This window comes from Prescottella sp. GW823-FHT02E09, assembly GCF_058797375.1.
In genome coordinates, this window is sequence record NZ_JBXAJP010000004.1 from 253,399 (window position 1) to 274,146 (window position 20,748).

Annotated in this window: 21 protein-coding genes; 10 read left to right on the top strand and 11 right to left on the bottom strand. The window is 67.3% G+C overall.

Annotated features, from left to right (window positions below):
- Positions 1-26: 26 nt before the first annotated feature.
- The 7 genes from AC1RIF_RS11820 to dnaA all read right to left on the bottom strand — a co-directional run bounded on the left by AC1RIF_RS11820 (position 27) and on the right by dnaA (position 8,257).
- Entirely contained in the window at positions 27-1,148 is a 1,122-nt protein-coding gene (locus AC1RIF_RS11820; RefSeq protein ID WP_492601556.1) for a PDR/VanB family oxidoreductase, read from the bottom strand.
- Positions 1,145-2,056: a metal-dependent hydrolase gene (locus AC1RIF_RS11825; RefSeq protein ID WP_492601878.1), complete on the bottom strand. Its 912-nt coding sequence runs from the start codon at positions 2,054-2,056 to the stop codon at positions 1,145-1,147. Before AC1RIF_RS11825 ends, AC1RIF_RS11820 begins: the two co-directional genes overlap by 4 nt.
- A gap of 116 nt (positions 2,057-2,172) precedes the next feature.
- Positions 2,173-2,736, bottom strand: a complete 564-nt coding sequence (locus AC1RIF_RS11830) for a DUF721 family protein (RefSeq protein ID WP_492601557.1) — start codon at positions 2,734-2,736, stop codon at positions 2,173-2,175.
- The gene (recF, locus tag AC1RIF_RS11835; RefSeq protein ID WP_492601558.1) at positions 2,733-3,959 is read right to left on the bottom strand and encodes a DNA replication/repair protein RecF; all 1,227 of its coding nucleotides are present in this window, start codon (positions 3,957-3,959) and stop codon (positions 2,733-2,735) included. The genes AC1RIF_RS11830 and recF overlap by 4 nt, the downstream gene beginning before the upstream one ends.
- The gene (gene gnd / locus AC1RIF_RS11840; RefSeq protein WP_492601559.1) at positions 3,959-4,864 is read right to left on the bottom strand and encodes a phosphogluconate dehydrogenase (NAD(+)-dependent, decarboxylating); all 906 of its coding nucleotides are present in this window, start codon (positions 4,862-4,864) and stop codon (positions 3,959-3,961) included. The genes recF and gnd overlap by 1 nt, the downstream gene beginning before the upstream one ends.
- Before the next feature lie 67 nt (positions 4,865-4,931).
- Positions 4,932-6,116, bottom strand: coding sequence for a DNA polymerase III subunit beta (gene dnaN / locus AC1RIF_RS11845; RefSeq protein WP_492601560.1), 1,185 nt, complete (start codon positions 6,114-6,116; stop codon positions 4,932-4,934).
- Between the two features lie 551 nt (positions 6,117-6,667).
- A complete protein-coding gene (gene dnaA, locus AC1RIF_RS11850) occupies positions 6,668-8,257 on the bottom strand; it encodes a chromosomal replication initiator protein DnaA (protein ID WP_492601561.1) in 1,590 nt (529 codons plus the stop codon).
- 661 nt (positions 8,258-8,918) lie between these two features.
- On the opposite strand from dnaA, the gene rpmH reads away from it, so the two are divergent.
- The 6 genes from rpmH (at position 8,919) to rsmG (AC1RIF_RS11880) (ending at position 12,355) form a co-directional block, all read left to right on the top strand.
- The gene (gene rpmH / locus AC1RIF_RS11855; RefSeq protein WP_005516618.1) at positions 8,919-9,062 is read left to right on the top strand and encodes a 50S ribosomal protein L34; all 144 of its coding nucleotides are present in this window, start codon (positions 8,919-8,921) and stop codon (positions 9,060-9,062) included.
- 27 nt (positions 9,063-9,089) lie between these two features.
- A complete protein-coding gene (rnpA, locus tag AC1RIF_RS11860) occupies positions 9,090-9,467 on the top strand; it encodes a ribonuclease P protein component (RefSeq protein ID WP_492601562.1) in 378 nt (125 codons plus the stop codon).
- On the top strand, positions 9,464-9,805 hold the full coding sequence (gene yidD / locus AC1RIF_RS11865) for a membrane protein insertion efficiency factor YidD (RefSeq protein ID WP_492601563.1): 342 nt from the start codon (positions 9,464-9,466) through the stop codon (positions 9,803-9,805). Before rnpA ends, yidD begins: the two co-directional genes overlap by 4 nt.
- A 75-nt stretch (positions 9,806-9,880) precedes the next feature.
- Positions 9,881-10,993 (top strand): membrane protein insertase YidC, encoded by a 1,113-nt coding sequence (yidC, locus tag AC1RIF_RS11870; protein ID WP_492601564.1) that lies wholly within the window; start codon positions 9,881-9,883, stop codon positions 10,991-10,993.
- Between the two features lie 21 nt (positions 10,994-11,014).
- Positions 11,015-11,566, top strand: a complete 552-nt coding sequence (locus AC1RIF_RS11875) for a Jag family protein (RefSeq protein WP_492601565.1) — start codon at positions 11,015-11,017, stop codon at positions 11,564-11,566.
- 102 nt (positions 11,567-11,668) lie between these two features.
- A complete protein-coding gene (rsmG, locus tag AC1RIF_RS11880; protein ID WP_492601566.1) occupies positions 11,669-12,355 on the top strand; it encodes a 16S rRNA (guanine(527)-N(7))-methyltransferase RsmG in 687 nt (228 codons plus the stop codon).
- A 44-nt stretch (positions 12,356-12,399) separates the two neighbouring features.
- On the opposite strand, the gene AC1RIF_RS11885 is transcribed toward rsmG (AC1RIF_RS11880), so the two are convergent.
- A complete protein-coding gene (locus tag AC1RIF_RS11885) occupies positions 12,400-13,350 on the bottom strand; it encodes an esterase/lipase family protein (protein ID WP_492601567.1) in 951 nt (316 codons plus the stop codon).
- Between the two features lie 728 nt (positions 13,351-14,078).
- Here AC1RIF_RS11885 and rsmG (AC1RIF_RS11890) point away from each other — a divergent pair.
- The 4 genes from rsmG (AC1RIF_RS11890) (at position 14,079) to AC1RIF_RS11905 (ending at position 17,922) form a co-directional block, all read left to right on the top strand.
- Positions 14,079-14,759 carry a 16S rRNA (guanine(527)-N(7))-methyltransferase RsmG gene (gene rsmG, locus AC1RIF_RS11890; protein ID WP_492601568.1) on the top strand — a complete coding sequence of 227 codons (681 nt, stop codon included), beginning with the start codon at positions 14,079-14,081 and terminating at the stop codon, positions 14,757-14,759.
- Positions 14,760-14,829: 70 nt separating this feature from the next.
- A complete protein-coding gene (locus AC1RIF_RS11895; protein ID WP_492601569.1) occupies positions 14,830-15,837 on the top strand; it encodes a ParA family protein in 1,008 nt (335 codons plus the stop codon).
- A 2-nt stretch (positions 15,838-15,839) separates the two neighbouring features.
- Positions 15,840-17,006, top strand: coding sequence for a ParB/RepB/Spo0J family partition protein (locus AC1RIF_RS11900; RefSeq protein WP_492601570.1), 1,167 nt, complete (start codon positions 15,840-15,842; stop codon positions 17,004-17,006).
- A 217-nt stretch (positions 17,007-17,223) separates the two neighbouring features.
- Entirely contained in the window at positions 17,224-17,922 is a 699-nt protein-coding gene (locus tag AC1RIF_RS11905; RefSeq protein ID WP_492601571.1) for a GNAT family N-acetyltransferase, read from the top strand.
- Positions 17,923-17,970: 48 nt separating this feature from the next.
- Here the strand turns inward: AC1RIF_RS11905 and AC1RIF_RS11910 are convergent, their stop codons facing one another.
- The 3 genes from AC1RIF_RS11910 to trxB all read right to left on the bottom strand — a co-directional run bounded on the left by AC1RIF_RS11910 (position 17,971) and on the right by trxB (position 20,709).
- Positions 17,971-19,173 carry an N-acetylmuramoyl-L-alanine amidase gene (locus AC1RIF_RS11910; RefSeq protein WP_492601572.1) on the bottom strand — a complete coding sequence of 401 codons (1,203 nt, stop codon included), beginning with the start codon at positions 19,171-19,173 and terminating at the stop codon, positions 17,971-17,973.
- Between the two features lie 169 nt (positions 19,174-19,342).
- Positions 19,343-19,666: a thioredoxin gene (gene trxA / locus AC1RIF_RS11915; RefSeq protein WP_492601573.1), complete on the bottom strand. Its 324-nt coding sequence runs from the start codon at positions 19,664-19,666 to the stop codon at positions 19,343-19,345.
- A gap of 53 nt (positions 19,667-19,719) precedes the next feature.
- A complete protein-coding gene (gene trxB / locus AC1RIF_RS11920) occupies positions 19,720-20,709 on the bottom strand; it encodes a thioredoxin-disulfide reductase (RefSeq protein WP_492601574.1) in 990 nt (329 codons plus the stop codon).
- Positions 20,710-20,748: the final 39 nt, after the last annotated feature.

Sequence of the window (20,748 nt, forward strand, 5' to 3'; positions counted from 1 at the left end):
CTCGGTCAAGCGTTTCGGCTCACGGATCAGAGATCGAGGACGAGGCGTCCGCCGTCGGAACGGGAGACGCAGATCAGCATCTGGTCCACCTGCTCCTCCGGCGTCAGACGCGTTTCACGGTGGTCCGGCGTGCCCGACAGCACCCGCACCCGGCACGTGCCGCAGAAGCCCTGCCGGCACGAGTAGCCGACACCGGGCAGGCGTTCCCGGATCACCTCGAGCGCCGATTCGTCGGCCGGAACGTCCAGCACCTCCCCGGTGCTCACCAACTGCACCTCGAACGGCCTGCCGTCGAGAACCGGTGGCGCACCGAATCGTTCGAAGTGCAGGGCATTGGCACCCGAGGCCGCGAAACCGCCCCTGACGGCGTCGAGCATCGGGGTGGGACCGCAGCAGTACACCGCTCCCCCGGCCGGTGCGCGGCTCAGCAGGTCGGTCGTGGTGGGCAGGCCGAACTCGTCGTCGGGTCGGACGAACACCCGTTCGGCCTCCCACGACTCGATTTCCGCGAGGAACGGCATGGACTCGCGGGAACGGCCGGAATAGACGAAATGCCAGTCCATTCCGGCCTCACGTGCGGCGCGCACCATCGCGATAATCGGCGTGATGCCGATGCCCCCGGCGACGAACAGGGCGCTGCCCTCGGGCACGAACGGAAAACCGTTGCGCGGACCCCGCACCGTGACCGCGGTGCCCGGGGTGAGGCCGTGCATCTCGATCGATCCGCCCCCGCCGTCGGGGATCGAGCGGACCGCGATGCGGTAGTGCCGGCGATCGGCCGGATCACCGCACAGCGAGTACTGGCGTCGCCGGCCCGACGGCAGATGGAAGTCGAGGTGACAGCCCGGCTGCCATGGCGGCACCTCGCCGCCGTCCACAGCCGCGAACGTCAGCGCCGCGACGTTCTCGTCCTCGGCGACGATCGTGCGCTCGGTGACGACGAGCGTCATCGCGGTGTCCGGGTTGTGCCCCGCCACCGCCGGGTCGTAGTCGTACGCGGTGAGCACCCGCAGGTATTTGTCCGCCACGGCCTCGACGATCGTCATGGCGCGGTCGGGTCGGTCACGACCGCGCAGATCGGCCGGCGGGGCCGGTCGGGCGAGGGCCTCGTGAGCGGCGAGCAGGTCGCGTACGCGGGGCAGTTTCACCGCGTGGCCGCCCGCGCTGCCGGGGAGGATGCCAGGTAGGCCACGGCCTGGGCCGTGGACCCCTCCTTGCCGGGGTGGTAGTCACGACGGAAGTAGGTCGACATCCGCTTGCCGAGTTCCATTGCCGTGGGCAGGGTTCCACGTCGACCGGCGGCCACGAAGTCGGACACCTTCGGACGTCGGCGACTGGGCGCCCAGTTCGCGAGTTCGGGATCGTTGCGCATCAGGAATCGGGTGCCGCGCACCCACAGCCACACGATCATCGGTGTCACGATCAGCTGGGTACGGATCCGGCGTGTCTCACGCTTGTCGAAGTAGCGCATCACGTCGTAGGCGACCGAACGGTGCTCCACCTCCTCGGCACCGTGCCAGCGCAACAGGTCCAGCATCGTGGGGTGGATGCCGGCGCGGTCGAGCCCGTCGGCATTGAGCACCCAGTCCCCCAGGAACGCCGTGATGTGCTCGACGGCCGCGATGATCGCGAGGCGTTCGATGAGGTGGTTCTCGGCGCGGCGACCGGTCAGCGGCCGGGGACCGAGCAGCTTCCGGAACGCCCAGTGCATCTGGTCGGTGTAGGGCGTCGGATCGAGCCCGTTCGCCCGCAGGTGCTCGAGAACACCGGTGTGGGCGCCCGCGTGCATCGCTTCCTGGCCGATGAATCCGACGACGTCCTCGCGCAGCCGCTCGTCCCCGATGAGGGGCAGCGCCTCCTTGTAGGTCTCGACGAACCACTCCTCGCCGGCAGGCAGCAGTAGGTGCAGGACGTTGAGCACGTGGGTGCTGAACGGGTCACCGGGAATCCAGTGCATCGGCAGGTCGGACCAGTCGAACTCGACGTTGCGGGCCTGCAGCAGGATGTGCTCCGGCTCGGCGGTGGCGGGCGTGTGCGGGGTGTGCGTTACGGACATGACCACTCCCAGGTACTGACGGATCCCGTCCGCCGCACCCGGCAGCATCGTGACCCAGTTCACTCACTCGACGAAGTGGCGTAACTGTAACACGACGTAATAGGTAATCCTAGGGGTCAGCCGTAGGTGTCCCGCGGGCCCCGACCGGAAATGTGCCGATCGCCCTTTCTCCAGCTAGGCGCGGTGGGACCGGTGATTCGCAGCGACTTCACGACACCGTGCCCGACGGCCGCCGCGATCTTCGCGAGGATCTGTGACTGCATCATCCGCAGCTGGGTCGCCCACGCCGTCGACTCCGCCGACACGCTCAGCACACCGTCCCGCAGACCGGTCGGCTCGGCGTGTGCCGCAATGTCCGGGCCGACGACATCGACCCAGCGGCCCAGGACTGTGCCCTCGGACACCTGCGAAGACCAGCCGCGCTGTTTCGACACGGCGCCCACCAGCGCGCCGAACGGCTGCGGATCGCGATCGTCCGGGCCGGCCCCCGACCAGCTCTTCCGACGGCGGGACCGCAACGCCCGGATGCCGCCGCCGCGCGGCGACGACCGCCCCTGCCCGACGGCCTTGCCGTTGGCCTTGGCGGCGGCGCGGGCCTCCTCGAGCGCCCGCCGGGCCAGGTCGATGCCCTTGAGTTCCGGCTGCGGACCGGCCTGGGACTCGGACTGCTCGTCGGTCATCGTTCGCCTCCCGTCGTGGTGATCCGGCCGAGCGCGGTGATCTGCGAGATCCGCCCCCGCTCGGTGTCGTGCGCCTCCACCCCGAAACGGGTGGCGGACAGCTCGTCCGGTACGTCCTCGGCCACCGCGGCGGTGATGAGCACCTGCTCGGCCTCGGCCGCGACACCCGCGAGCGCGGTCCGGCGCTTGCGATCCAGTTCCGCGAACACGTCGTCCAGCATCAGGACCGGGTCGCTGCCGTCGTCGCGCAGCAGGAAGAACGCACCCAGTCGCATGGACAGCGCAAAAGACCACGATTCACCATGGCTTGCAAAACCTTTCGCTGGCTGATCGCCCAGAATCAGTTCTAGGTCGTCGCGGTGCGGACCCACCAGACACACGCCGCGCTCGATCTCCCGCTGCCGCATCACCGACAGCTCGTGCAGGAAGCTCGCCTCGAGCAGTTCCACGTCCTCGCGGTCGGGTTCCCTTGTCGGGTCGAGCAATTCGGGAGGGAGCGAGCTGCCGAGGCTACTGCGGTAGCGCACCGACGCCGGTCGCGACTCCGGCGCCAACGAGCGGTACGACGCCACCAGGTGCGGGGCGAGATCGTGTACCAGACGCAACCGAGCCTCGAGTAGCTGTGCACCGTGTGCCGCGAGATGTCCGTCCCAGACATCAAGGGTGGCAAGGGCACTCGCGCCATCGGACGACCTGGAGCCGCGGCGCAACGCCCCGCCCGCGGTCTTGAGCAGGGCCGACCGCTGACGCAGCACCTTGTCGTAGTCGGCGCGCACCGCGGCCATCCGCGGAATCCGCGACGTCAGCAGCTCGTCGAGGAACCGCCGACGGTCCCCCGGGTCGCCACGTACCAGCGACAGGTCCTCGGGCGCGAACAGCACCGTCTGCAGGATCCCGACGATCTCCCGCGGGCGGCGGGCCGGTGACTGGTTGATGCGGGCCCGGTTGGCCTTCCCGTCGTTGATCTCGATGTCGATGCCCAGCTCGCGCCCGTGGTTGACCACCATCGCGCCCGCGTACGCCTGGGCGGCACCCGCCCGGATCAGCGGGGCGTCGGTCGACACCCGGTGCGACGACAGCGTCGACAGGTACCCCAGTGCCTCGAGCAGATTGGTCTTGCCGTGCCCGTTACGGCCGACGAACACGGTGGCACCCGGCTCGAGATCGACGGTCACGGCGTCCCACGACCGGAAGTCGCGGAGGGAGAACTTGCGGACGAACACTAGCCTCGGGTCGCCGTTCCCGAATCCGCCGCCCGCACGGAATGCCCGCCGAACTGGTTCCGCAGCGCCGACACGGCCTTCATCGCCGGCGAATCGGCCTGACGCGACGCGAACCGCGCGAACAGCGCGGCGGAGATCACCGGTGCCGGGACCGCGCGGTCCAGTGCCTCCTGCACCGTCCAGCGTCCCTCACCGGAATCCTCTGTGTACCCGGAGATCTCGGCGAAACCGGGATCCTCGGCGAGCGCCTTCACCAGCAGCTCGAGCAGCCACGAACGGACCACGGTGCCGTGCGTCCACGCCTGCAGCACGCCGGGCACATCGGTGACGAGGTCCGCGGCGTCGAGCAGTTCGTAGCCCTCGGCATATGCCTGCATCAGCCCGTACTCGACGCCGTTGTGGACCATCTTCGCGTAGTGGCCGGCACCGACCGGTCCCGCGTGGACGAAGCCACCGGCCCGGTCGCCGTCGGGACGCAACGCGTCGAAGACCGGCATCGCCCGCGTCACGTCGGTGTCCGAGCCACCCACCATGAGGCCGTAGCCCTCGGCAAGCCCCCAGACGCCACCGGAGACACCACAATCCAGGTATCCGATGCCGCGCTTCGCGAGGAGATCCGCGTGCATCCGGTCGTCGCGGTAGTGGGAGTTCCCGCCGTCGATCACCAGATCACCGGATTCGAGGACCGTCGCCAGTTCCGCGACCGTGCTCCGGGTGATCTCGCCGGCGGGCACCATCACCCACACCACGCGGGGACCGGACAGCCGCGACGCCAACTCGGCGAGCGAGGAGACGTCGCTGACCTCGGGTCGCGGGTCGTAGCCGACCACGTCGTGCCCGCGGTCGCGCAGCCGGGCGCGCATGTTGAAGCCCATCTTGCCGAGTCCGACCAGTCCGAGCTGCATCGTGAGATGTCCCTCCACTAGTGGTGATTCGAGCGGGGTCCCTGCGGCGCCGGCTGCGACGCGGGGATCAGCCCGGCAGTCGAACCGGCATCAGCAGGTAGGTGTAGTCGCTCTCCGGCGCCGGGAATGCACCGGACTCGCCGCGCTCGGGCTCCTCCTCGCCGGCCGGACGTAGCACCGCGGGGCGGCTGGGCGTGGTGAAGCCGAACAGCACACGCTCGGAGTGCAGCGACGTGAGTCCGTCGATGAGGTAGCCGGGGTTGAACGCGATGATCAGCGGCTCACCCTGGAAATCGGCCTCGAGCGACTCCTCGGCGCGGCCGGCGTCGTCGCCACCGGCGGACAGCAGCAGGCCGTCGGCGTTGAACTCGAGCCGCACCTGCGCACCGCGCTCGGCAACCAGGGCGACACGCTTGATGGCCTCGACCAGCGGTGCCACCTCGACAGTGGCCATCGCGGTGTGCTCTGCCGGGAGCAGCTGGCGGAACTTGGGGAACTCGGCGTCGAGCAGGCGAGTGGTGGTGCGGCGGCCGTCGGCGACGATGCCGAGCATGCCCTCCGAACCGACCGATGCCCCCGCTCCGAGCGCGAGCTCGACCGGTGCAAGGGTGTTGCCGCCCAGCGTCTTCGCGGACTCGGACAGCGTCTTGGCGGGCACCAGAACCGCGGCGGAGGTCTCTCCGGCGGTGGGCATCCACTCGAGCTGACGCACGGCCAACCGGAAGCGGTCGGTGGCCGCGAGGACCACGCTGGTGCCCTCGATCTCGACACGGATGCCGGTGAGCATCGGGAGGGTGTCGTCCTTGCCGGCCGCGACGGCGACCTGGCTGATGGCCTCGGAGAACAGATCGACCGGCACCGAGCCGGTCTGCTGCGGCAGCGTCGGCAGCTGCGGGTAGTCCTCGACGGGCATGGTGGGCAGTGAGAACTTGGCGCTGCCACACGTGATGAGCACGCGGGTGCCGTCAACGGTCACGTCGACGGGCTTGTTGGGCAGGGCCCGGGTGATGTCGGCGAGGAGCTTGCCGGACACGAGGACCTGACCGGTGGTGGTGACCTCCGCGGAGACGCGGACCTGCGCCGAGACCTCGTAATCGAAACCGGAGACGGTCAGTCCCTGCTCGTCTGCGCCGAGCAGCACGCCACCGAGGACGGGCACCGGCGGCCGCGACGGCAGACTGCGCGCGACCCATGCGACGGAGTCGGCGAAGTCCTCCCGAGCAACGCGAAACTTCATACTTCCAAGCTCCATCGCTCGGGTGTTCCTCTCGGTAGGCACGGACGAATCTGCGGCAGCTGCGAACGAAGGCTGCAGAGGCTGCGTTAGCAGTCTGACACAGCGGCCAGAGGACACCGTATGCGTTCGGACGTCGTGTTGAAAAGCGGACGCCGGCGTCTCGAGACACCTCGAGGCGGGCCGTCAACAGTCAGGTTCGCCCGGAGTGTTCACAGGACCTGTTTTCAAAGAATCTCTCTCGAGAAGACTTCAATCTCAGTAATAGGCACTGTGGAATCTGTGGATGGACACCCGAAGCCGCTGGTCCCTGGTGCTCGAGGCATGGGGACTTCTCGAGGACGCACTCGAGGACGAATCGGGCACGGTTGTGGATACCTCGAGACAGTTCGAAGTTGTCCCACAGTTGTCCACAGCGATTACACCTTATACACACACCTATCCACAGGTGTTAATTCTTTCGAATTCGTGTCTCGAGTCACCCCGGAAACACGACATCCGCACGGGAGAATCCGTGCGGATGTCGGTCGATCGTGCGGTATGGCCGTTCTCGAGACGGGCCGGGCCCGTCAACTCTTGGAGCGCTGCTTGATGCGGGCCGTGAGCTCCTGCACCTGGTCGTAGACCTTGCGCCGCTCAGTCATCTCCTTGCGGATCTTCTTGTCCGCGTACATGACCGTCGTGTGGTCCCGGCCGAACGTCTGGCCGATCTTGGGCAGTGACAGGTCGGTGAGCTCGCGGCACAGATACATGGCGATCTGGCGGGCCTGCGCGAGCGGTCGGGCCTTGCCCGGTCCACACAGGTCGTCGATCGACGTATTGAAGTACTCGGCGGTCACCGCCATGATCGTCGCCGCATTGATCTCGAGTGCCGCCGAATCGGGCATCAGGTCCCGGAGCACCACCTCCGCGAGCTTGAGGTCCAGCGCCTGCCGGTTGAGCGACGCGAACGCCGTCACACGGATGAGTGCCCCCTCGAGCTCGCGAATGTTGCGTTCGATCCGGCTGGCGATCAACTCGAGGACGTCGTGCGGGACATCCAGGCGGTCCATCCGTGCCTTCTTCGACAGGATCGCGATCCGCGTCTCGAGTTCAGGCGGCTGGACGTCGGTGATCAGGCCCCACTCGAAGCGGGTCCGCAGCCGCTCCTCGAGCGTCGCGAGCTGCTTGGGCGGGCGGTCCGAGGACACCACGATCTGCTTGTTCGCGTTGTGGAGGGTGTTGAAGGTGTGGAAGAACTCTTCCTGGATACCTTCCTTGCCCTCGATGAACTGGATGTCGTCGACGAGCAGGATGTCGGTCTCGCGGTACCGCCGTTTGAAGGCGACCTTGCGGTCGTCACGAAGACTGTTGATGAAGTCGTTCGTGAACTCCTCGGTGGAGACGTACTTGACCCGCATGCCGGGGAACAGCCGCTGCGCATAGTGGCCGGCGGCGTGCAGCAGATGCGTCTTGCCCAGGCCGGACGCACCCCAGATGAACAGCGGGTTGTAGGCGCGTGCCGGTGCCTCGGCGATCGCGACCGCCGCGGCGTGCGCGAACCGGTTGGAGGCGCCGATGACGAACGTGTCGAACGTGTACTTCGCGTTGAGACTGTTGCCGCCCGACGAGGACGTCGTGGTGCTCGCCGGCGGCTTGGTGAAGTACGACGGCCAGGATTCGTGGACGCTGGCGAGCGCCTCGCGGTCGTCGTCGACCTCCTCGTGCTCGGCGAGGTCCGTCGCGACGGGGTCGGCGGCGCCCATCGCCAGATGGCGTCGGCGGTGCGCATTCGACCCGGCGTCGGCGAAATCGGTGGACCCGACGCGCTCGTTCCCGCGGGGCACGGCGTCGAGGTCGTTGCTGCTCAGGGGCTCGTCGAGGGGGTCGGCTTCCTCGGACGGTGCGGCGATGCGCACGCCGAGTCCTTCGACCTTCTGCCCCAGATGGAGGTTGAGGGCGCGCAGGATCGGCTCCCGCAGATCGCGTTCGATCGCTTCCTGCGCGAGCGGCGAGGGCACCGACAACAGCGCGAAGCCCTGCGCGTACGTGAGCGGCTTGACCAGCGCGAGCCACGCCTTCTGTGCCTTGGTGAGTGCTGCGCCGTCCCCGGCATCGGAGGTCAGTTCTGCAACGACGTCGCGCCAGACATTCGCCAAGGCGTTCGGATCGTCGTTCACTGTGTGTCCTCCCCGTATGCGGGCCTGATCGACCCGTCGCCGTGGTTGTCGGTTGAGCTCCCCCCGGTGAGGCTGGACCCCTTACTGGGCAACGAATATGCCACCCGAGCTGTGTTTCCACACAATTATCCACAGATGTGGACAACGCTCGAGTGTGGGGCTCGTCCGCTCGGTGTCCGGCACGCACCGAACACTCGAGGCTGTCACCTGGTGGTATGCGCTCAGGCGGAGGAGGTGCCGGCACCGCCGGCGGCGACACGGTGCCGGCGCGGTGGTGTTAGTTGTCTTACAGTCCCGGTTCTCGAGCGTCGCGAGGTGCAGGCTGATTCGCAGCGGGCGAGATCCACGAAGCGACGCGAGCATCCGGGCTTCGGCTGTGCCATGCAGGGACGGTAACAATCGGTCGGTTCCTGCACTGCGATTCCACGCGATTGGTGCATTCGAACTCGCTCCCGGCGCGGCCGCCGAACTCTCGAGGTCTCGAGACTGAGCTGGTTTGACCTTGCCTGCGGCGATCAGTACTCTCGAACAGTCACCCGATGGTGGAGGATGTGCGCTGGCCTGAGGTCGCGCCCCCGTGCTCTCGTGTGATCACCGGATTTCCCATTGAAATGTTAGACCGACGCCGACCGGCGTCACCGAGCTTCGAGGAGTGTTGACCGTGGCCAAGGGCAAGCGGACGTTCCAGCCGAACAATCGCCGCCGCGCGCGCGTTCACGGCTTCCGTCTTCGTATGCGGACCCGTGCGGGTCGTGCAATCGTGTCGGCGCGTCGCCGTAAGGGCCGCGCCGAGCTCACCGCCTGATTTCGATCCTGACTTCAGGAGCTCGGGGTGTTACCTGAGCCGTACCGCCTGCGTCGTCGCTCGGATTTCTCCACGACGGTGCGCGGCGGACGTCGGATGGGTAGACGAGATCTGGTCGTCCACGCTCTCGAGCGTGGTTCGACCGACACCCTGGTGAGCATCGACGGCCCCCGTTTCGGGCTCGTCGTCAGCAAGGCTGTCGGGCCGGCGGTGATTCGACATCGAGTCGCTCGCCGGTTTCGTCATATCTGTGCCGGGTTGGTCGACACCGTTCCCGTGGATACCGACGTGGTGATTCGCGCGTTGCCCGGTTCGGCGACCGCGACTTCCCGGGAACTCGACAAGCAGTTGCGATCCGTGCTCCGAAAGATGGATCTGCTGGCTGACGAAAGCGATCCGGCATGAGCAGCGAACTCGACGAGGCGCGGACCGATTCCGGTCCGCGCTCTTCGTCGTTCGCGGGCACCCTCTGGACGACGCTGCGACGCTTTCCCGCGCGCGTCCTGATCTTCCTCATCGAGCTGTACCGGACCTACGTGTCCCCACTCCGTCTGCCGACCTGTCGGTTCACACCGACCTGCAGCGAGTACGCGGTCGACGCGCTACGCACTCACGGTGCGGTGAAGGGTTCGGCGCTCACTGTCGTGAGGTTGGTGAAGTGCGCGCCCTGGCACCCTGGTGGGTGGGATCCCGTCCCGGAGCGACGCGGACGACACATCCACCATCATGCGAGCCAGGAATGACGCGCCACGCTCGCCCCGAACTTGCCCAACACCACGGTGTGGTGAACGTGGACGAACAGAGGAGTACTTAGAGCCGTGCTCGACTTCATTTACTATCCGGTGTCCGGGATCCTGTGGGTCTGGCACAAGGTGTTCGGCGCCGTTCTGGGAGCCGACAACGGCTTCGCGTGGGCGCTGTCCGTCATGTTCCTGGTCTTCACGCTGCGCGCCATCCTCTACAAGCCGTTCGTGAAGCAGGTGCGCACCACGCGGCAGATGCAGGAGTTGCAGCCGCAGATCAAGGCGCTGCAGAAGAAGTACTCCAAGGACCGCCAGCGGATGGCCCTGGAGATGCAGAAGCTGCAGAAGGAACACGGCTTCAACCCCGTCATGGGCTGTCTGCCGGTGCTGCTGCAGGCGCCGGTGTTCATCGGTCTGTTCCATGTACTGCGCTCGTTCAACCGCACCGGCACCGGCTACGGCCAGCTCGGCATGTCGGTCGAGGACAACGCGAACACCGCGAACTACTTCTTCAGCGCCGCCGACGTCCAGTCGTTCCTGAGTGCTCGACTGTTCGGTGCCCCGATCTCGTCGTACATCACGATGCCGAAGGAGACACTCGAGTCGTTCGGTGCGTACGGCACCGTGCCGACGGTCCTGAACGTGGCGGCAGTCTCGATTCCGCTCATGGTCATCGCCTCGGTCGCGACGCACTTCAACTCGCGGGCCTCGGTCGCGCGTCAGAGCGCCGCCGCCGCGGCCAACCCGCAGTCCGCGATCATGAACAAGCTCGCGCTGTGGGTGTTCCCGCTCGGCGTGCTCGTCGGTGGTCCGTTCCTGATGATCGCCATCCTCCTGTACTGGGTGTCGAACAACATCTGGACCTACGCGCAGCAGCACCTCGTGTTCCGCAAGATCGACGCGGAGGAGGACGCCAAGAAGCAGGCCGCACTGGAGCGTCGTGCCGACAACGCGCCCAAGCCGGGTGCCCGTCCGTCGCTCGACAAGAAGAAGAAGGCGGCCCCGTCCACCACTGTGGTCGACGCCGAGTCGAGCGACACGGAGACCTCAGAGGCCTCGGAGACCGGAGAATCGGCGGCTGACGGACGCACCGGATCGGGTGGTGGCTCGACCGCGCAGCAGCGTCCCAAGCCGAAGCCGCGGCCGGCAGCGAACCGCCCCAAGAGCAACAAGCGCAAGCGGCGCTGACCTCGAGAAGAGAGAACGACGATGACCAGTGAGCAGGACACCGCCCGGGCCGGTGAGATCAGGGAGGGTACAGACGTGGTACTCGAGACTCAGAATGCGGACACCGACACCGAGGACGATCTGATCGAGGAAGGCGAGATCGCCGGCGATTACCTCGAGCAACTGCTCGACGTCCTGGACTTCGACGGCGACATCGATCTCGACGTCGAGGGCGACCGCGCGGTCGTGAGCATCGACGGCGGCGACGACCTGTCCAAGCTCGTCGGCCGTAAGGGCGAGGTGCTCGACGCGCTCCAGGAGTTGACGCGTCTCGCGGTCCAGCAGTCCACCGGTGTGCGTAGCCGCCTCATGCTCGACGTCGCCGGCTGGCGTGCCGGACGTCGCGCGGAGCTGAGCGAGCTCGGCAAGGCCGCTGCGGAGCGTGTTCTCGCCTCGGGCGAGCGCGAGGAGCTCACCCCGATGACGCCGTTCGAGCGCAAGATCGTGCACGACGCCGTCGCCAAGGTCGACGGTGTGTCCAGCGAGAGCGAGGGCGCCGAGCCCAACCGTCGCGTGGTCGTGCTGAAGGATTGATTGCGGCCGGCTGACGTCGGTGCAGAGGCCGAGGGGATCTCAGTCCCAGGACTGAGATCCCCTCGGCCTTTCTCTTGTTGTTGTGGTGGTGGGTTGGGGAGGATGTTTCACGTGGAACTGGTTGATGAGCAGTGGGATGTTGTCGGTGCGGTGGCTCGGGTGTTCGGTGAGCGGGCGTCGTTGGCGGAGGCGTATCACGCGTCGTTGGCGTCGGATGGTGTGGTGCGGGGGTTGATCGGTCCGCGTGAGGTGCCGCGGTTGTGGGTGCGGCATGTGCTCAATTGTGGGGTGTTGGGTGAGTTGGTGGGGGCCGGTGAGTCGGTGGTCGATGTGGGGTCGGGTGCGGGGTTGCCGGGGATTCCGTTGGCGATTGCGCGTCCGGATGTGCGGGTGACGTTGGTGGAGCCGTTGTTGCGTCGGTCGGTGTATTTGCAGGAGTTCGTGGATTCGGTGGGGTTGGAGAATGTGACGGTGGTGCGGGGGCGTGCGGAGCAGGCGGGGGTGGTGAAGGAAGTGGGGGGTGCTGATGTGGTGACGTCGCGTGCGGTGGCTCCGTTGGAGCGGTTGGCGCGGTGGTCGCTTCCGTTGGTGCGTGTGGGTGGGAGGATGTTGGCGTTGAAGGGTTCGAGTGCGGCGGAGGAGATTTCCCGGGACCACGCGGTGCTGGCACGACTGGGCGCCGGCAAGCTCGAGGTCGTCGAATGCGGCGGCGACGTGTTGCCGGTGCCGACCATCGTGGTGAGTGCTGAACGCGTTGCGCACCACCGTCATCGCGGTCAGCGGCGCTGACTCGAACCCTCCCCTCCCCCACCGCCGTTCCGGCCGTGGAGCGGTCAGCCGCCCACGAACGGCGCGACGAACACGCACGGCACTGGCCGCGGATGTGCCGGATCCAGGGCGTTGAGCACATGACCGGCCGTGACGCGGGATGCCAAGAGCGCGATATGGTCCGAGTAGTCCTGCGAACACCCGTCCTGAACCACGATGTTGGTCGCGTTGGGGCCCTCCACGTAGCCACTGGTGTACGGCCAGATCCCTTCGTCGTAGCGGGTCATGATGTTGGTGTAGGTGACTTCCGGCGCGTACAGGCCGCCCTCGTGCAGTTTCGCGATGAACTGCGACGCGGGCAGGAATTGGAGACACGCCTGGCAGAACGGCAGCAGGCCACGGGCGTCGTCGGTGCCGAGGCCGAGAATCGTTGCGCCACCGTCCGGTCCGGTGACTGCACTGCCGTTCCAGGCCGGACCGAGCGAGACGTACTTGTCGACCTTGGCTGCGCCGCCGAGGTACTTGACGAAGTAGTTGGGCACGACCGATCCCTGCGAGACACCCAGGATGTCCACCCGAGCCGCGCCCGTTGCCGCGAGCACCTCGTCCACGAAGGCGCCGATCTGGGCCGCGCTGTCCTCCGCGCGTGCCATACCCCCGACCGCGCTGATCGGGTACGGCTGGTCGGCGTAGTTCCCGAAGGTCGGCGCGAAGACGCAGTAGCCCTCGTTGGCGAGCAACGGTGCGAACGTGGTCCAGTTGTTGAGCCGATTGCCGCCAGTGCCGTGGACGAGCACCACTGGGTTGGGGTGTTCCGGGGTCGGCTTGCACGACCAGTCGTTGGATCCGGCGGCCGAGCCGCCGGGGTTGGTGAACTCGTCCTGGACGAAGAGGTTGTACGGCACCGGGAACGGCTCGGCGCCGGCCGGTCCCGTCGACAGTGCCGAGCCGATGGCAAGAACCGCCGCTACGACCGCGGTCCGCCACCCCCTGCGGATTCTCTGACCGATTGCCATCCCGCCACCCCCTGATCGCGTCCCCGTGTGCCGGAACGCTACGCGAGCGAGGCCGTCAGCGTCACAAGAACCGCGATTCGGGTTTGTTTCACGTGAATCATGCTGTGCGGCAATGAAAGAGCAGATTGGTCGGATATCGGCGACAGTGCCGGCGTGAGCCCCCACCCGGCCATACCGGCTCATTTCGTCACTGTGACAGCAGATTCGGGGTTCAACGGATATCGGGGCTTCGAATCGGATGCCCGCGGCGCCCCTCACGGCACGCGGAGGCCGATCGGGGTGGTGACCGCGGAGTGTGCGGCTCGGCTCTCGTCAATCCGGTCCCGTCGGAGCGTGCGGACCGGTCATCCGGTGGCGGTGTTTCACGTGAATCATCCGGGCGTGGTTCGCAGGTCTCTCGCACGCGGCGACCCGATGCGTCATCGGGGACCGTGCGCCTTCCGCGACCGAATGTGATGGCGTGCCACCAGTCTGGGCCGACTGTCGGCGTGCCCCGAATCGCGCATGTCGGGCCCGGATCATCGTCGAGGGGCGGGTGTCGCCGGTCAGGACCGCGGTGTTCCACGTGAAACGGTGGCACGGGCACTGTTCCACGTGGAACATGATCGCCGGATCCCCGCCGTCGACTCGGGGAACTGGGCCGGGTCCGAACTCCCCCCTCCCCCACCTCGGTCGTGGTGTCGAGAACTGGTGTCAGAGTTTGTTGTTGTGGTGGTGGGTTGGGGAGGATGTTTCACGTGGAACTGGTTGATGAGCAGTGGGATGTTGTCGGTGCGGTGGCTCGGGTGTTCGGTGAGCGGGCGTCGTTGGCGGAGGCGTATCACGCGTCGTTGGCGTCGGATGGTGTGGTGCGGGGGTTGATCGGTCCGCGTGAGGTGCCGCGGTTGTGGGTGCGGCATGTGCTCAATTGTGGGGTGTTGGGTGAGTTGGTGGGGGCCGGTGAGTCGGTGGTCGATGTGGGGTCGGGTGCGGGGTTGCCGGGGATTCCGTTGGCGATTGCGCGTCCGGATGTGCGGGTGACGTTGGTGGAGCCGTTGTTGCGTCGGTCGGTGTATTTGCAGGAGTTCGTGGATTCGGTGGGGTTGGAGAATGTGACGGTGGTGCGGGGGCGTGCGGAGCAGGCGGGGGTGGTGAAGGAAGTGGGGGGTGCTGATGTGGTGACGTCGCGTGCGGTGGCTCCGTTGGAGCGGTTGGCGCGGTGGTCGCTTCCGTTGGTGCGTGTGGGTGGGAGGATGTTGGCGTTGAAGGGTTCGAGTGCGGCGGAGGAGATTTCCCGGGACCGTGCTTCCCTTGGTCGGTTGGGTGCTGGCAAGCTGGAGGTCGTCGAGTGTGGTGGTGATGTGTTGCCGGTGCCGACGATCGTGGTGAGCGCGGAACGAGTCGCGCAACACGGTCGCCGGCACCGCTGAGTTACCGGGATTCGAGAGCTCGAGGGTTGAGAATTGCGTCATGAGTGGTCATCAAGTGAAGGAGCAGTAGATGTCGGCTGGACCTGAATCCGCCGTTTCACGGGAAACGGTTTCACGTGAAACTGCGGCCCCGCCCGAATCGACCGGCGGCAGTCGAGACCAGAGCCTCGCCCACTCCCCCTACGCCGGTATCTCCCTCGCGGACACGCCGATCGGCGCCGCCGCACAGCGTGCGAGTCAGGTGCTCCATCCTGATTCGGTGACCCTGCCGAAGCCGTCGCATCGTCGGGTGTTCACGATCGCCAACCAGAAGGGTGGCGTCGGCAAGACCACCTCCACGGTGAACCTGGCGTCGGCGCTTGCGATCCAGGGGCTCACCGTCCTCGTCGTCGATCTCGATCCGCAGGGCAACGCGAGCACCGCGCTGGGTGTCCCCCACACGTCGGGGACGCCGTCGAGCTACGAACTGCTCCTCGGTGAGGTGACCGCGAAGGAAGCGATCCAGCAGAGCCCCCACAACGAGCGCCTCTACTGCATCCCCGCGACGATCGACCTGGCCGGCGCGGAGATCGAACTCGTCTCGATGGTGGCGCGCGAGAACCGCCTCAAGAACGCGCTGTCGGAGAAGGCGCTCGCCGACATCGACGTCGACTTCATCCTCATCGACTGCCCGCCGTCGCTGGGCCTGCTGACGGTCAACGCGATGGTCGCCGCGAAGGAGGTGCTGATCCCGATCCAGTGCGAGTACTACGCACTCGAAGGCGTCGGGCAGTTGCTCCGCAACATCGAACTGGTTCAGGCGCACCTCAATCCGGAACTGCACGTCTCGACCGTGCTCCTGACGATGTACGACGCCCGCACCAAGCTGGCGGACCAGGTGGCCGAGGAGGTGCGCAAGCACTTCGGCGACGCGGTGTTGCGCGCGATCATTCCCCGCAGCGTGAAGGTGTCCGAGGCTCCCGGTTACGGGATGACGGTCCTCGACTACGACCCCGGATCGAGGGGGGCGATGAGCTATCTCGACGCCGGCCGAGAACTCGCGGCACGCGGGATGACCACGACGACGCAGGAGCAGTAGAGATGGCGCAGACACGTAAGGGCGGGCTCGGCCGCGGGCTGGCGGCGCTGATCCCGACAGGGCCGGCCAACGGTGGACCGGGACTGGGCAACGCGGCCGCGGACGTCATCATCGGGACGTCGGCACCGGCCGGCGGTGTCGCCACCAAGGATCCTGTGGATCCCCCGGCGGACGCAGCGGAGTCGGCGGCCGCCACGCCCGCGCCGAAGGCTGCCAAGAAGACCGCAGCGAAGGCCGCGGCGAAGGCTCCGGCCAAGACCACGGCGAAGTCGGCCGCGGCCGTGAAGGACGCGGATGTCGTCGCGAGCGCCCCGACCCCGACTCCCGCGGTCCGCACCGACGAGGAACCCCTCTCCCCCGCCGGTGCTGTGTACCACGAGATCCCGCCGCACCTGATCGAGCCGAATCCCAAGCAGCCCCGCCACGTCTTCGACGAGGAGGCGCTGAACGAACTGGTGCACTCGATCCGCGAGTTCGGACTGATGCAGCCGATCGTCGTCCGGCGGATCGGCCCGGAGCAGTACCAGCTCGTCATGGGCGAGCGCCGCTGGCGGGCGAGTCAGATCGCCGGTCTCGAGACGATTCCCGCGATCGTCCGCGAGACGACGGACGAAACGCTGCTGCGCGATGCTCTCCTGGAGAATATTCACCGGGTGCAGCTCAACCCGCTCGAAGAGGCGGCCGCCTATCAGCAGCTGCTCGAGGAGTTCGAGGTCACCCACGAGGAGCTGGCGGCGCGGATCGGCCGGTCGCGTCCGGTCGTGACGAACATGATCCGACTCCTCAAGCTCCCGATCCCGGTGCAGCGTCGGGTGGCGGCCGGTGTGCTGTCCGCGGGCCACGCACGGGCGCTGCTGTCGCTCGAGGCGGGAGCGGACGCGCAGGAGGTGCTCGCCGCCCGCATCGTGGCCGAGGGCATGTCGGTCCGTGCGACGGAGGAAGCGGTCATGCTCGCGAACCGCGAGGGCCCCTCCCCTACCCCACCGGTGAAGCGCAAGCCGATCCAGATGCCGGGTCTGCAGGATGTCGCCGAACGTCTGTCGAGTTCGTTCGACACGCGCGTCACGGTGAGCCTCGGTAAGCGGAAGGGCAAGATCGTCGTCGAGTTCGGTTCGGTCGACGATCTGGAACGCATCGTGGGCATGATGGAGAAGCAGGGCGGCAACTGAGCCCGTCTCACCGGTCCCGGCCACCCGTGACCAATTCGTCACTGTGACGTTATAGATCGTCGGCCCTGGACGCTGCGGCGTCGTGGGTTCCGAAAGATCCTGCTCGACAGCCCGATTCACGGGCGGACATCGTCGCCGGGCCCTCGACGGAACTATCCCCTATTCTGGAGGGGATAGTTCCGTCGAGGAGGGGCGAGCATGGAGGCTGGCTTACACAGTGTCGACTAGCGTCACGTCACTCACACTGGACGGACTCGACAAGCTGTCCTCGCACGCGCGGCGATGCGTCTTCTGGGAAATGGACCCGGCCGCGGTTCGCAGCTCCCGTGAGTTCAGTGGTTTCCACGACCCCGAGTTCGAGAAGGAAGCATGGCTGTCGATGGTCATGCTCGAGTGGGGTTCGTGCGGCCAGGTCGCCCTCGTCGACGACAAGCCGGCCGGCTGTGCGCTGTATGCGCCGCCGAACATGGTGCCCCGGGCCGACCTCTTCCCTACCTCTCCGGTGAGCGCCGACGCGATCCTGCTGACCACGATGCGGCTGGAACCGACCGGTGACGAGTTCGAGTTGGGGGCGACGCTCATCCAGGCGGCGGTCGGCGATCTGGTCCGCCGCGGTGTCCGAGCACTGGAAGCCTTCGGTATCCGCGCCGACGCCGACTCCTCTCCCAGCGACGTCCCCTCCGCGACCGCGGCCCGCGAGTGTTCCCCTCAGGAATGCATGATCAGCGCCGACTTCCTGACCGACGTCGGGTTCGAGGTCGTCGCACCCCACCACCGGTTCCCGCGGTTGCGGCTCGAACTCGATCGGGACCACCTGTGGAAGGCGGACGTCGAAGCGGCCCTGGAGCGGCTTCTGGAGGTCTCGACCCTGTCCCTGGTCGATATCGGCGAACAGAGCCCTGTGGGGGCTCACTAGGGCCCTTTCCGGGCGGTTCCGGCAACGCCGAGTGACGGCGAGGGACCGTTACCGGGCCCGCTCCGCGCCGGACAGTTCCTCGGCGAGCAGTTCGGCGAACGTGAACGTGCCGGTGGGGGCGTCGTCCTGGCCCAGCAGGTACAGCCGCTTGACAGCGACGAGGATCGCCTCGGCGATGGTGTCCCGGTACCGGGGATTCGTCAGCACCGAAACATCGGAATCGTTTGTGAGGTAACCGATGTCAACCTGAACGGTAGGCATCTTGGTGAGCCGCAACAGATCCCAGGTCCGTCCGTGAGTTCTGCAGTCGCGCATGGGCGTTCGAGCCACGATCTCGCGCTGGATGAAGCCGGTGAGGATCTGGCCGATCATCGACGTGGAGCCGTGCGAGTTGCCGAAGTGGAAGCTGGCCACGCCGCCCGCGGCCGGGCTGGTGTGGCTGTCGCACCGCAGCGCGATCATCAGGTCGGCGTCGAACCCGTTGGACGTCTCGGCCCGCTGGGCCTCGCTGGGGTTGGCGTGCGGCGGGCGGGACAGGAACGTCTCCATCCCGGTCGCCGCCATCCGGCCCTCGAGCCGGCTCCCGAGATCCCACAGGATCTCGGCCTCGCTCATCGGGCCGTTCGGGGTCTGCACGATGCGGCCGGTGTCGGCGCCGCCCAGCCCCGGATCGATGACGATCCGCTTGCCGCTGAGCTGCGGGCCGGAGCGGCGGACCAGCTCCTCCTCGCTGATCGCGTGCGGCGAGCCACCGGAGACCCGGGTGCCGAGCAGTTCCAGTGACCGCAGCGTCGCGGGACCACAGATGCCGTCGGCGGCGATGCCGATCTCCCGCTGGAACGAGCTGAGTGCCTCGTGCGTCTGCGGGCCGAAGTAGCCGTCCACCCGTCCGACGTAGAAGCCGAGGTCCTGCAGGCGTGTCTGCAGGGCGGCGACGTCGTCGCCGTAGAGCGGCGCGGACAGCTGATAGATGAGGGTGCGGGCGCCGAGGCGGTACGACGCTTCCTTGAGCGACCGGTACGTCGCGGGGCCGACGATGCCGTCCACCAACAGGCCACGCTGCTGCTGGAAGGCTCGGACGGCGGAATCGAGGTGGTGATCGAACACGGCGTCCGGAGCCACCCAGTGTGAGCCGTTGACGGTCTCACGCTGCGTTTCCGCTACCCCGTTGTGGAGGAAGCCCAGGCCGGTCAAAGTACCCCGAATCTCGGCGACGGCGGGGCCGTGATCGCCGTGACGGAGTAGCTGCATGCTCGCGGGCCTTTCGTTGCGGACGTCGATCGATTCTCTCAGACCGCCCCCGGATATCGGCAATCCAGTAGGCCACAGTGTGACAAGGCTGTAGCGCCCGTCGGGTCACACTGTGGCCTGCTCCGGTGACATGTTCGGTGTCTACCGGGCCGAATGGAGCGGATTCGGGTCAGAGAACGTCGGCGAGATCCTTGAGGAGGGCCGCCTTGCCCTTCGCGCCGACGATCGTCTTGATGGGCTTGCCACCCTGGAACAGGATCATCGTCGGAATCGACATCACCTGGAAGTCACGGGCCGCGCCCGGATTCTGGTCGATGTCCAGCTTGGCGACGGTGAGCTTGTCGGCGTGCTCACCGGCGATCTCCTCGAGCACCGGCGCCACCATCTTGCACGGGCCGCACCACGTGGCCCAGAAGTCGACGAGCACGGGCTTCTCGGCGTCGAGAACCTCCTGCTTGAACGAGTCGTCGTTGATGGTGATGGTGTTCGCCACGGGATCCTCCTGGGATCTTGTCCGGATGGGTAACGGGTGAGGGGACGAGCGGGTCAGGCGTCGACGGCGACGGGCTCGCCTGCGGCCGAGAGGGTGTTCTCGGTGATGTCGCCCTGGTCGGCCAGCCAGCGCTCGGCGTCGATCGCGGCGGCGCAGCCGGTGCCGGCGGCGGTGATGGCCTGACGGTAGGTGTGGTCGACCAGGTCGCCGGCGGCGAACACGCCCTCGGTCGAGGTCGCGGTGGTCGGCGACTGCACCTGCACGTAGCCGGCGGCGTCGACGTCCACCTGGCCCTTGACGAGCTCGCTGCGCGGGTCGTGGCCGATCGCGACGAACATGCCGGTCACGTCGAGCGTGGACTGCTCGCCGGTGACGGTGTCGCGGACGACGAGGCCGGTGACGCTGTTCTCGCCGAGCACCTCGATCGGTTCGGCGTTGGTGACGAAGCGGATCTTCTCGTTGGCCTTGGCGCGTTCGAGCATGATGCGGGATGCGCGGAACTCCTCGCGGCGGTGCACGAGGGTGACGGAGCGGGCGAACTTGGTGAGGAAGGTGGCCTCCTCCATCGCGGAGTCGCCGCCGCCGACCACGACGATGTCCTGGTCGCGGAAGAAGAAGCCGTCGCAGGTGGCGCAGGCGCTCACGCCGCGGCCGAGGAGGCGTTCCTCGCCGGGGATGCCGAGGTAGCGGGCCGCGGCGCCCATCGCGAGGATGACGGCGCGGGCGTAGTAGGTCTCACCGTTCGCGACGACCTTCTTGACCGGACCGTCCAGCTCGATTTCCTCGACGTCCTCGGTGCGGATGTCGGCGCCGAAGCGCTTGGCCTGCTCGCGCATCTCGTCCATCAGGTCCGGGCCCATGATGCCCTCGCGGAAGCCGGGGAAGTTCTCCACCTCGGTGGTGGTCATCAGCGAGCCGCCGAACTGGGTGCCCTCGAAGAGCAGGGGCTCGAGCTCCGCACGGGCGGCGTAGACGCCGGCCGTGTATCCGGCGGGTCCGGAGCCGACGATGATGAGGTCACGGACCGTGGTCGGAGTAGTCATGCGGGCCTTTCCTGTTCCTGTGATGCAGTCGTGCGATGC